The 12,883-nt window shown below is 38.6% G+C and carries 7 protein-coding genes and 1 pseudogene; 3 read left to right on the top strand and 5 right to left on the bottom strand.

Features of this window, described 5'->3' with window-relative positions; all coding sequences use genetic code 11:
* Window positions 1–3: 3 nt before the first annotated feature.
* Together J7R12_RS04155 and J7R12_RS04160 are read right to left on the bottom strand one after the other, a co-directional pair.
* Window positions 4–2,277 (bottom strand): PAS domain-containing sensor histidine kinase, encoded by a 2,274-nt coding sequence (locus J7R12_RS04155; protein ID WP_126602693.1) that lies wholly within the window; start codon window positions 2,275–2,277, stop codon window positions 4–6.
* Window positions 2,278–2,491: 214 nt separating this feature from the next.
* Entirely contained in the window at window positions 2,492–5,014 is a 2,523-nt protein-coding gene (locus tag J7R12_RS04160; protein ID WP_126602691.1) for a DNA translocase FtsK, read from the bottom strand.
* Between the two features lie 448 nt (window positions 5,015–5,462).
* Here J7R12_RS04160 and J7R12_RS04165 point away from each other — a divergent pair, with 448 nt between their 5' ends.
* The 3 genes from J7R12_RS04165 (at window position 5,463) to rpoH (ending at window position 8,955) form a co-directional block, all read left to right on the top strand.
* Window positions 5,463–6,893 (top strand): aldehyde dehydrogenase family protein, encoded by a 1,431-nt coding sequence (locus J7R12_RS04165; protein ID WP_126602689.1) that lies wholly within the window; start codon window positions 5,463–5,465, stop codon window positions 6,891–6,893.
* Window positions 6,894–6,925: 32 nt separating this feature from the next.
* Window positions 6,926–7,924 carry an RluA family pseudouridine synthase gene (locus tag J7R12_RS04170; protein WP_126602687.1) on the top strand — a complete coding sequence of 333 codons (999 nt, stop codon included), beginning with the start codon at window positions 6,926–6,928 and terminating at the stop codon, window positions 7,922–7,924.
* 152 nt (window positions 7,925–8,076) lie between these two features.
* Window positions 8,077–8,955, top strand: coding sequence for an RNA polymerase sigma factor RpoH (gene rpoH, locus J7R12_RS04175; protein ID WP_126602685.1), 879 nt, complete (start codon window positions 8,077–8,079; stop codon window positions 8,953–8,955).
* A 156-nt stretch (window positions 8,956–9,111) separates the two neighbouring features.
* On the opposite strand, the gene J7R12_RS04180 is transcribed toward rpoH, so the two are convergent.
* The 3 genes and pseudogenes from J7R12_RS04180 to J7R12_RS04190 all read right to left on the bottom strand — a co-directional run.
* On the bottom strand, window positions 9,112–10,539 hold the full coding sequence (locus J7R12_RS04180; protein ID WP_126602683.1) for a hypothetical protein: 1,428 nt from the start codon (window positions 10,537–10,539) through the stop codon (window positions 9,112–9,114).
* A 217-nt stretch (window positions 10,540–10,756) separates the two neighbouring features.
* A complete protein-coding gene (locus tag J7R12_RS04185) occupies window positions 10,757–12,058 on the bottom strand; it encodes an adenylosuccinate synthase (RefSeq protein ID WP_126602681.1) in 1,302 nt (433 codons plus the stop codon).
* 401 nt (window positions 12,059–12,459) lie between these two features.
* Window positions 12,460–12,883 (bottom strand): annotated as a pseudogene (locus J7R12_RS04190) (phosphoserine transaminase); the annotation flags it as partial.

Raw genomic sequence — 12,883 nt, forward strand, 5'->3', positions numbered from 1 at the left:
GACTCATGGAACATTTGACTCATGGGACACTGGAAAAAACATTTCCACAGTTGTTCCATGATTCGGTTTTGAAAATAACAAAAATTGACCACCACTTTCTTCTACCATTGCCTTACACATCGGGAGACCTAAACCTGTTCCAACAAAAGCGCTGTCGCCAGAACGTCCATCTTTGCGCTCTACCTGTCCATAGGGTTGCAGTGCTTGTATAATCTCTTCATCACTCATCCCAACACCGTTATCACTTACTGAAATCTTTACGCGCTCTTTTTTTCCATAAGAAACGTGAACAATAATTTGTCCGCCTGATGGTGTAAAACGGATGGCATTGGAAAGAAGATTCCATATAATTTGCCGAAATATCTGTTGCGACACACGAATAAATGGCACATGAGATGGAGCAGCAATACGCATCATAATGCCATTATGATTAGCCTGTGTTTCAAGAAAAGCCATACTGGCACGTAAACAAGATATCACATCAAACGCTTCCGCGGACATATTAATCTTGTTATTTGAGCTAGAATAATTTACTTTCGAGCATTCTAGTAATTGATTAACCAGCGATAATATATGTTTTCCAGATGAGATAATATCGCGTAAGTATCCACGATACCGCTCATTGTCTATCAGACCAAAACGGCCATCTTTCATAATTTCTGCAAAACCAATGAGAGCATTTAAAGGTGTTCGTATTTCATGAATCACTCCAACCATTTGATTCTCTTTTACTTTTTTATCTACTGGTAGAATTACCCCTGTCATATTATGCAATATAACAGCATAATTATCTTGTCGTGCCAAAGGTACAATCGTCATAGAAACCGTTATATTTTTATGACTTTTCGTCACGAGTTTTGCTCTCTTACCGCAATGAAAAACCTGATTTTTTTCTTTCACACGGATCAACTTAAAATATTTTTCAAATAAAAATCGACTTTGCAAAGTCAATAATGATGATAATGGCTGTGCCAGTAATTCGTTGATTTCATAGCCAGTTAATGTCAAAGCAGCACTGCTTGCCGCTCGAATATCCCCCTGTCCATCCAACCAAAAAATGCCATCCGTTGCTGTATCCAATAATGATAAAACAACTGCTGGTTCTTTTATGAGAGTTTGTTCTATAATATTTTCTGGGAATGTCTGTGTGCTTGGCAACAAAACAGCTGTCTCCTTAACCAAATGATCACATCCTACCGATGAATCCAATTCTCCACGCAACCGTTGTGCAATTTCACGAAATGCTGAACGCTCTATCTCTGAAAGACTTGGTGGTTTTTTCTCCAGATTCTCATCCTTTTTCTCTTGTCCCTTTTCTTGCTTTTTCAAAATACCAAAGCCATAAAATCCCTCAAGCCGTTGTTTGTTATCAAAAATTGGCACAGCAGATAATTCAACATCAAGCCAATCTGGATAATTATCAATAGGCCATTGAACAGTCCATTTACTCCAAGGTACAGCCGCTTCAATAAAGCCGCTTAAGAGTTGATACCGCTCATCACTAAATCTCTTGGTAAGTTCACAAAAATCAGACCTTAAAATAGAAGACGATAGAGGTCCAACAATTTCAGCTAACTCTTTTGAAACATCACAAAATCGTCCATTTTTATCCATTCTCCAAGTAAACCGTTGTGGTAAAAGTTCCGCCCTAAAATGAAAAAGCTCCTGTTTACTCTTCAACTCTTCCGCTTTTAATGGCATGCATAAAACCAAAAAACTTGCTGGTCTTATTTCTAAACGAATAATACCAACTTGTGTATAAACACCCGCTATGGATAAAATGGTTTTGACTGGCTTTTCATGATCAATTGTCTGTAGTAGAATTTGGATTGTTTCATCAACAAAAGAAAAATGAGAGGAAGCCTCTAATATTGTTGCATGTTCATCAATTATTGCGACGGATATTGTTGCATCATCCAAGCCAGCGATAAGAGAAATCTCTTCCTCTTCCAGAGAAGCTTCTAATAAAAATGCCTCGCCTAAACCAATAATATCAACAGAGACTACAGAAAATTCAGCAGTATGCTTTAAACCATCTAATGCAACAGAACGTGCACATTGAGCACTCTTCAATATTTTATGATGCTCCACTTTGTCTAAAAAAGACCGGTCTTTCATCATATCCACTATAGAAGAAAAACCAAAAAAATACGCCGCGGCTCCATTGGACCAAAGAAGATTGTTGCAATCAGAGGAAAGAACAAAAGCTCTCTGTCCTCGCATGAAGGCTTGTTTAATTTCTTCACATTCCAGATAATCTAAAAATGTAAAAGACATCTCCAACCCTTCTTTGTATTTATGCTACCTACCAATAACCTTAATACAAAATATCGCTTCTATTTTGGCTCTCCCCATTCAATATTTTCAATATTCCACAGTTTAAAAACAAATACAGCCCCCCCGCTCTCATAACATAAAGCAAGCATTAACCATTAAAATAACGATCGTGAGGCATTTTTAAAGCCATATATTCTCAAAATTGTCTTGCTTACTACGTGTACTCATTGAGTAAAATTTCACGTTTCCCTACATGATTAGCAGCTCCAACAACGCCTCTTTCTTCCATGAGCTCAACGAGAGAAGCTGCCTTATTATAACCGATTGCAAGCCTGCGTTGAATATAAGATGTTGAACATTTTTTATCACGCATAACAATCTTTACAGCTTGCATATAAAGTTCTTCACCATCTTCATTAAGTTTTTCTTCCTTTGAAACTCCAGAAACTGAAGCGGCCAACTCATCTTCTTTGTTCTCGTCTTCACTATCCGTTACCGTTGCTAAATAATCAGGCTTTCCTTGCATTTTAAGATGTGCCACAACGGATTCAACTTCTTCGTCAGAAACAAAAGGCCCATGAACGCGTACAATACGTCCACCACCTGCCATATGAAGCATATCTCCTTGCCCCAATAGTGTTTCAGCTCCTTGTTCTCCCAAAATTGTACGGCTATCTATTTTCGATGTAACCTGAAAAGAAATACGAGTCGGAAAATTTGCTTTAATCGTACCAGTGATGACATCAACAGAAGGACGTTGTGTGGCCATAATAAGATGGATTCCCGCTGCACGCGCCATTTGTGCCAAGCGCTGAATGGCATTTTCAATTTCTTTCCCTGCTACCATCATGAGATCAGCCATCTCATCAACAATCACAACAATATAAGGAAGCTGCGTTAAATCCATAGCTTCTTCATGATACAGTATTTCCCCACTTTCCTTATCAAAACCCGATTGTACAGTACACATAATCGTTTCGCCTTTTTGTGCTGCAAGGGCAACACGGGCATTAAAACCATCAATATTACGCACACCTAACTTAGCCATTTTTCGGTAACGCTCTTCCATTTCACGAACCGCCCATTTTAAAGCTGTGACAGCTTTTTGCGGATCCGTCACAACAGGCGTTAAAAGATGAGGAATACCATCATAAACAGAGAGTTCTAACATTTTAGGGTCAACCATGATCAAACGGCACTGCTTTGGTGTCATGCGATAAAGAATCGACAAAATCATTGTATTAATTGCAACGGATTTTCCCGATCCTGTTGTTCCTGCAACCAATAAATGAGGCATTTTTGCCAATTCTGCAATGACCGGTTCACCATTAATCCCCTTCCCTAAAGCAAGAGCGAGTTTAAATTGGCTTTCGCGAAAAGAATTTGTTTGGATTAATTCTCGTAAATAAACGGTTTCACGAACCGCATTTGGCAACTCAATTCCAATAACATTGCGTCCAGGAATGACAGCTACGCGTGTAGAAATAGCAGACATAGAACGCGCAATATCATCAGAAAGATTAATGACTCGCGATGATTTTACTCCAGCAGCAGGCTCAAACTCGTACATTGTCACCACTGGTCCTGGATGAACATGGATAATTTCACCCTTAATGCCAAAATCTTCCAAAACACTTTCTAAAAGTCCAGCACCGCGTTCTAATGTTTCCTGTGGAATCACCGTGCCTTCATGAAAAACAGGTTCCTGCAATAAATTGATTGGAGGAAATTCATAAGTAGCATCATCAAAAGATTGAACATTTGACCTAAAAGCGGAATTATAATTGCTTAACGACGTGCTCGCAGATCGTAATGATTTGCCTTTTGGTTTCATTACAGAAAAATCTTTTGAGTTCTTTGTGATATTTTTTGATGTAGAGCAAGTAATATTGCTCGTATTTTTGGTTTCTATAGGAGCCTCTCCATCGCTTAACCTATCAGAAGAGTCTTTAACAACAAGCTTAGAATGACACTCTTGATTTTCTTTAACAATATGATTCTTTGCATGCATTAAATCAGAAATTTGCTCTCTTTCCCGACTCCCTCCCACTGGAGTTTCTGCTGTAATTGAATCGTAAAATTGTGGAAAGCGGTATTCAAGAACACGGTAGAGAGCAGTAATGGATTCCTCAAAGGCAGAAGGCGTATCGGATGTAATCTCATTATTCATGCGATCAATTGACAAATCCTCTCCTGAAATTTGAACATCAACTTGTTCTAGCATAAAGGATTCACACTCAAAAAATGCATCATCAGAAAGATGAAAAACAGGTTTTATTTTTTTCACCACTTTTTCTACTTGTAATTTATGTTTCTCTGTATCTTTCTCAAGCGGCGTACTAACAGCTTGCCGTGATAATTGCTTCAAAACCGCTGAATGACAAATTGACGCTTTATTCTCTATCGATTGAGAATTAATGACTCTTTTTGTTGATGAGAGATTTTTTGGTTTTTTGTGTGTATGTGTAATGTTTGTAAGATTTTTTTGCTCTTGCTTTGTAAAAATTTTAAACTGTTTTGCAAAAATTGGATCTGCTTCTATTCGACGACGTAAAATTTCAACTTCTGGTGTTCGCGTAAAACGCACATTCTGCCCCAAAGCAAACGCCTTCTTCCATACTTCCGGATAAGGAAATATCTCAACAATCTTAGTAGATGTATTTCCTTCTGATGCACTTTGTGGATTCTCATCAGAAAAAGAAGGCGTAGAAACAGATTTTTTTTTCGAATTATGCATGATACCCAACAAACTTATAATAATGAAAACAATTACCTCTTCAAAAAGAATACATAGAGACTATAGCATGAAGGTTAATAACCTTTTGCTGGCTGTCACTTTTTAACAAAAAATAATGCCATAATTCCTTTTCATGAGATTGTTTCCGTAAACACTGAGTAAATTACAAAATTCATGATGTCATAAAGCTATACTCTCTTTATTTTGAAGAAAACTCTCTGATAAAAAACTGTCAATTATTCTCTTTCCTGCTTCTTTCATAAAAATGATGAGGACAATAATACACACAATTAGTATGATAAGTGCTCTTTCAATTCTCCGTGCTTTGTTGTCATAAAAATAAATCAATTTCTTGCTTTGATAAAATTATCCTTGTTATTCTTGTTTAAAAAGGATCAAATAGGATAAAATTTAACAATATAACAAAGAGAAAAATGAGGGAATGTTCATGTTTAATAAGCGGAAATTTTATATCAACGGTCTATGGGATGATCCAAGCACTCCTCACGATCTACACGTCATTGATCCATCGACAGAAGAAGCTTGTGCTGTCATTAGCCTTGGTAGCGTAAAAGATGCAGACAAAGCAATTAACGCTGCTAAAGCAGCTTTTCAAACTTGGAAAACAACCCAGCCTAGTGAACGTCTTGGTTTCGTTGAAAAAATTTTAGAAATCTACGAAAAACGCTCGGAAGATATGGCAAAAACCATTTCAATGGAAATGGGGGCACCGATTGATATGGCACTCAATGCACAAACAGCAACCGGCAGTTCTCATATTCGCAACTTTATCAAAGCTTATAAAGAGTTTTCATTCCAAGAAGTTTTAATAGAAGGAAATGAACAAGCAATTCTTCATTATGATCCCATCGGCATTGTAGGACTCATTACTCCATGGAATTGGCCTATGAACCAAGTAACACTTAAAGTCATCCCTGCTCTCTTAGCTGGCTGCACAATGGTGTTAAAACCTTCTGAAATTGCTCCTCTTTCTGCTATGCTCTTTGCTGAAATTTTAGATGAAGCTGCTTTGCCTGCCGGTGTTTTTAACTTAATCAATGGTGATGGTGCCAATGTTGGCTCTTACCTCTCTGCTCATCCAGATCTCGAAATGATTAGTTTCACCGGATCAACCAGAGCTGGAAAAGATATTTCTAAAAATGCCAGCAATACTTTAAAACGGGTCTGTCTGGAACTTGGAGGTAAAGGCGCTAATATCATCTTTGCTGATGCCGATACAGACGCTATTCAACGTGGAGTACGACACTGCTTTTATAACAGTGGACAAAGCTGTAATGCACCAACCCGTATGCTTGTGGAACAAGCCCTCTATGACAGAGCTATCCAAACAGCTAAAGAGATTGCCGAACAGACACAAGTGGGACCAAGCCATCAAGCAGGAAATCATATTGGTCCCGTAGTTTCAAAACAACAATACGACAAAATTCAAGATCTTATCCAATCCGGAATTGATGAAGGTGCAACTCTTGTTGCAGGTGGAACTGGTTTACCAATGGGAATGGAATGCGGTTATTATGTACGCCCTACAGTTTTTGCTGATGTGAAACCTCATATGCGTATTTTCAGAGAAGAAATCTTTGGTCCAGTCCTCTCAATTCTTTCCTTTAATACAGAAGATGAAGCGGTAGCACTCGCCAATGACACTGAATATGGTCTTACAAACTATATACAATCACAAGATCGTAGCAAATGTCGTCGTATCGCAGCGCAAGTACGGTCCGGTATGGTAGAAATTAACGGACATGGGTTGCCTAGTGGGAGTTACTTTGGAGGCGTAAAATTTTCTGGACGTGCTCGTGAAGGTGGTCACTGGGGAATTAAAGAATTTCTCGATACCAAAGCAATTTCATATTGGTAAAAGAATCTTATTAAAAGCTTAATAGGAATTATATGATCACACAGCAAATAACGGATGAAGATGCTCTTGGGCAACGACTCGATCAGTGGCTTGCTAAACAATACCATAATGCGCTGTCACGTTCACGCCTACAAATCCTCATCCGTGAAGGCTATCTTAAAGTTGATGGTCAACTCATAAAGGAACCAAAAACAAAATTAAGACCCAATCAAATCATTGAATTGACAATGCCAGTCCTTCGTGATGCAGAACCTAGTGGTGAATCCATTGCTTTGGACATTCTTTTTGAAGATGATCATGTTATTGTCATCAATAAACCAGCTGGTCTTGTTGTTCATCCCGGCAATGGTAATTGGACTGGCACATTGGTTAACGCTCTTATCTATCACTGCGGGAACAGTTTGTCTGGTATCGGCGGTGTTAAGCGCCCTGGTATTGTCCATCGTCTCGATAAAAACACAAGTGGAGTTATGGTTGTTGCCAAAAATGATCTCGCTCACAAAAGTCTCAGTGCCCAATTTTCTGACCATGGACGGACCTGCGCATTAGATCGGCGTTATTACGCCTTGATTTGGGGATCTCCTAGTCGTGATGTTTGGACAATTGATGCCCCTCTTGGTCGTTCTCCCCATAACCGAACAAAGCAAGCTGTCGTTCATAATCAAAATACTCATGCACGCCATGCTGTTACACATTTTTCTCTCCTTGAAAAATATAGAACCTGTGCAAATACCCCCCCTTTTGCCAGTCTTCTGGAATGTCGTTTGGAAACTGGACGCACGCATCAAATTCGTGTTCATATGGCTCATATTGGACACCCGCTTATAGGTGATACTGTTTATGGAAATGCTTTTAGAACAAAATCAAATATGCTTAATCCCAGCATTAAAAACGCAATCGATCAATTCAAACGTCAAGCACTCCATGCCGCTAGCCTTACTTTTGAACACCCTACGACAAGCCAAATTATGTCTTTTTCTTCACCGCTCCCTCAAGATATGGCTGAACTTATCAAGCATTTTAAAAAATAAATTGAAACTTTTTTCCGTATCAGGATTTCACAATAGATATCTCTTTTTGAACAAATTTGAAAATTATGCTAGGATAGAGTTGAAAAGATGTTTATAATATCTAGAAGAAGAATTTGCCTTATGAGGGAATTCATACAAAAGGAGGGTGCTTTATGGCCCATATGAATCTGCTATCAGTCACAACAGGTGACGGAGGATTGAATCGTTACTTAGAAGAAGTACGTCGTTTTCCAATGCTTGAGCCAAAGGAAGAGTACATGCTGGCTCAGCGTTATCGTAAACATAATGATTTAAAAGCTGCGCATAAACTGGTAACCAGTCACTTGCGCCTTGTCGCCAAAATCGCCATGGGATATCGAGGCTATGGGCTGCCTATTGGGGAAGTCATTTCAGAAGGCAATGTTGGACTTATGCAGGCTGTTAAGCGTTTCGAGCCGGAACGCGGTTTCCGTCTTGCAACCTATGCAATATGGTGGATTAAGGCATCAATTCAAGAATATGTATTGCGGTCTTGGAGTTTGGTAAAAATGGGAACAACCGCTAATCAAAAGCGTTTGTTTTTCAATCTTCGTAAATTAAAAAGTAGACTTCAAGCCCTTGACAGTGGCGATCTTAACGCGGAACAAGTAAAAGAAATTGCAACCCAATTAAATGTCACAGAAGATGAAGTTGTTTCTATGAACCGCCGACTTGGTGGTGACACTTCACTTAATGCACCTCTTCGCACAAAAGAAGGGGAAAACGGTGAATGGCAAGATTGGTTGGTGGATGACTCCGACAATCAGGAACAGGCTTTGATTGAACAAAGTGAATTGGAAAATCGTCGTTCCATGCTTATAAATGCTATGGATAATCTGAATGAACGTGAAAAGCGTATATTTAAAGCTCGTCGTTTAAGCGATAAACCATTAACGCTAGAAGAGCTCTCAAGTGAATTTAATATCAGTCGTGAACGCGTCAGACAAATTGAAATGCGTGCATTTGAAAAAGTACAAAATTCTATCCAAGCTTCTGCTTTATCCCAAAGTTAAGTGTAGAGCTTACAAAATTAGATATAAATTCAATTTGTTGCATGTTCTTGATAAGAAGAAAGCTGTATTGGCTTTATGCTCTTGGACCGGTTAACAAGAATCCTTTTGAGAGAAGGGGTTCTTTATAGAGTTTTATGCATTACTTACATTGATGTTTTATTTTTTCTGACCAAGAACTGTGAGCTTATCTGGTTGCGCAAGCCATTGTCCAATAACTTCATTAAAAATAGACTCACCTGTTGGCCCTTTTGCAAAGGTTAATTCATTGATACGCCCGTTTTTATCAGTTAACACCAAACGTACCCAATCTAATTCCCGCATCAATTGTAAATTCCGGTCAAGAAATGGACGATTGCCACTCAAAGCAACAAGAAAAAAATCATCGTCAATCTTCGCTGCAACAGCCCTTGTTAAAGCCTGTCCAATGGATTGTTCACTTGCTTTAAAAGTTAATGCTTGAACATTACTTATAGCTTGACCTGAAAATTTATCAGAAGGAATAAAAATAAGATCCATCATGTAGGCAGCAGGAAAAGACATATCGGTATTACGGCGTAAAATTAACCGCAATGATAACCCTTCATCTGGAATTGTTATATCACCTTGTATAGCTGATTCTTCTGGAGCCCCCTTTACACGAGACTCCTTTATAAGCGTCCAACGAGCACTCCCTGTCGCCACTTTTTCTGTATCAGAATTTGTACGCGCTTGATAAAAAACAGCTTCACCTAGTTGCTCAGGTAATTGCATATTATTCGCAACAACTGTTGAAGTTCCTTCTTTATTCGAAGAATCTGCTGTTTTATCTAAACCAACATCAACTTCGCTTCCATCCTCTAATAAGCGTTTCGTTAACTTTTGGTTAACTGACATTGCCTTTGGTAATGCATGAGAAACTTGAAGATTTTGCCCCGTCAACTCGTAATCATCTGATACAAACACACGCCCCCCAACGAAACAAATACCAGCAGTTAAAACAACAAAACTAGCAAAAGCAGCAGTACTTATCACAATACGCTTTTGCATCGACGACCGATGAGCACGACGCAAAGCCTGAGAAAAAATATGCGAAACAATGTGCGGATTATCTCCTTGCGAGGAAGAAGTTAAAAGGGGAACTTTTAATATATCGTCATCAATATGTTGAGAAGGAAAATCAGCTTTCATATTGACAGGCTCTGCATCTGGCATAACTGGTACATAAGGCTTATTAAGCGCCTTTTTGTCCTTTGAACTTATAACAGACCCCTGTCTTTCTTTTGTTTCTACCTCTGAAAGCACATCATTCTGCGGCAATAGGGAACTTTGTATGTGCTTGTCATCTTCACCACTGTGTGTAGGATTCCATCCAATTACTGAAGAAAGCAACTTTTTTTCAACTGCTAAATACTCTTCTTCAACAGTTGCAATGGCACTTTGTAAAATCTTTCTCTGCTCATCTACTATTGCGTGTGGTACTTTTGCTGCTACAAACTGATGTTCTAGTGTTTCGATAGCCCGTTTATAAATCCGCTTACGCACTTGTGGTGTACCATGACTCTGCGCATTAATTGCCTTTTTTAAGATTCCAACGAAATCTACCATATCGTCTATGTCTTTCTCAGACTGAAAAAAGAAATCCCAACCATAAAGCTAAAAATGCCCTCATTTTAACCTTCTAAATTGATTGCCATTTATATCGATACAACTATCGTAATAATTTAAAATGAATGTGAAAAATAAACAATGCTATTTTATACTTTTCTCTCCTTTGCTCTTAAAACTCTCTTGGTAGAAAAACACAGAAAAAACGGTATAGAAATCATAAATAATGATTAATTTGAAAAGGATCAGTAATAAGGATCGTATCTTCACGCTCAGGGCTTGTGGATAATAAAGCCACCTTTGTGTTAATCTGTTCTTCAATATAGCGTATATATTTGACAGCCTGCACCGGTAAATCCTCCCATCTCAACGCATGTGCCGTTGCTTCTTTCCAACCTTCTAATGTTTCATAAATAGGTTTTACACGGGCTTGAGCTCCCATGGAAGAGGGTAAATAATCAATTTTTTTACCATTAAGCTCATAACCAATACAAACTTTAATTTCATCCAAACCATCCAAAACATCAAGCTTTGTCAGCGCTATCCCCTGAACACCACAAACCGTTACCATCTGTCGTACTAAGACAGCATCAAACCAACCACATCGGCGTTTTCGACCCGTTACAACACCAAATTCACACCCACGCATCCCAAGAAATTCGCCAATATCATTGATCTGCTCTGTTGGAAATGGTCCTTCTCCAACACGTGTTGTATAAGCTTTTGCAATCCCCAAAACATAATGAATTGCGCTAGGCCCCATACCTGAACCAGTACATGCCTGTCCAGAAACTGTGTTAGATGACGTCACATAAGGATAAGTTCCAAAATCATTATCGAGTAAAGCACCTTGTGCACCTTCAAAAAGAACGTGCTTTCCCATTCGATAACTTTCATCTAAAAGACGCCACGTACAATCCATAAAAGGTAGAATTTCATCCGCTACTTGCATCAACTCATCATAAAGCATTTGAGAATCAATCTCTGCAACACCCATCCCACGCCGCAAAGCATTATGATGTCCCAAAAGCCGTTCGATCTTAGCCATAAGCGTTTCAGATTCTGCCAAATCCATCACACGGATAGCACGACGCCCCACCTTATCTTCATAAGCTGGACCAATACCACGCTTTGTCGTACCAATTTTTAAACCAGATAAACTGCCTTCACGAGTTGCATCAAGATCACGATGCAAAGAAAGAATCAACGGAGCATTTTCAGCAATACGTAAAATATCTGGAGTAATTTTTACACCCTGATCACGTAGTTTTTTTAATTCTGCTACAAAATGGTGGGGATCAATAACAACACCATTACCGATAATTGATAACTTCCCACGAACTAAACCAGACGGTAAAAGCGATAATTTATAACTAACCCCATCAACAACCAATGTATGACCTGCATTATGCCCCCCTTGATATCTCACCACAATATCTGCCCGTTCAGACAGCCAATCTACAATTTTACCTTTGCCTTCATCACCCCATTGTGTACCAACAACTACTACATTGGCCATAACTTTCTCCGTCGCGTTTTGTCAAATAAAACCAGCATTCAAAAACAAATGTCTCTTTATAACGAAACCTTAGAGCAAGTGCGACTCTTCATTTCAGCTTTTTTCCAATCTTTAAGTCATTAAATTTTCAGATTCACGATAATAAAAGGCAAAAAAATACTAGGATTATAAAATACATCTTTATTTTAAATCTGTCATTTTTTCACAAACAGTAAAAAATTGAGCGCTTTTAGTAGTTTTGTCGTCAACACTTGACAAAGCTTCCATCCTCTCTCGTAGTTTTTTACAATCTATGTAGCATTTGCAAATTGTTTATACGATATAAGAATACAAAAGATTATGATAATCTCCCGTATTCTTTTTTCTGGAAAAAACGCATTATAAAAATCGCTAGGAGCGACTTAAAGTCGGGCTTTTTCAACTTGAAATGCCCATTCAAGCCATTGTGTTAAAGTTTCAAGATCAGAAGCCTCAATCGTTATACCCGTCCAAATTCGCAGTCCCGGAGGAGCATCTCGATACGAACCAATATCATAAGCAGCCCCCTCCTCATCAAGACGATTCACCAACGCTTTTATAAAAGATACCCGCTTTTCACTCTCTAAAGCAGTAATAACTGGATCAACAATATCCAAACAAACAGATGTATGAGAACGTACATGAGGATCTTTTGCCAAATATTCTAACCACGGAGTTTTACGCACAAAAGCATCAAGTACAGAAAAGTTTTTCTCAACGCGCGCCATTAATGCCCTTAAACCTCCCTGCGCCTTTGCCCATTTCAAGCCATCAAGAAAATCCTCAACACATAGCAGAGAAGGTGTA

It is taken from the genome of Bartonella vinsonii subsp. vinsonii, from assembly GCF_902825235.1.
GTDB classification, from domain to species: Bacteria; Pseudomonadota; Alphaproteobacteria; order Rhizobiales; family Rhizobiaceae; genus Bartonella; species Bartonella vinsonii.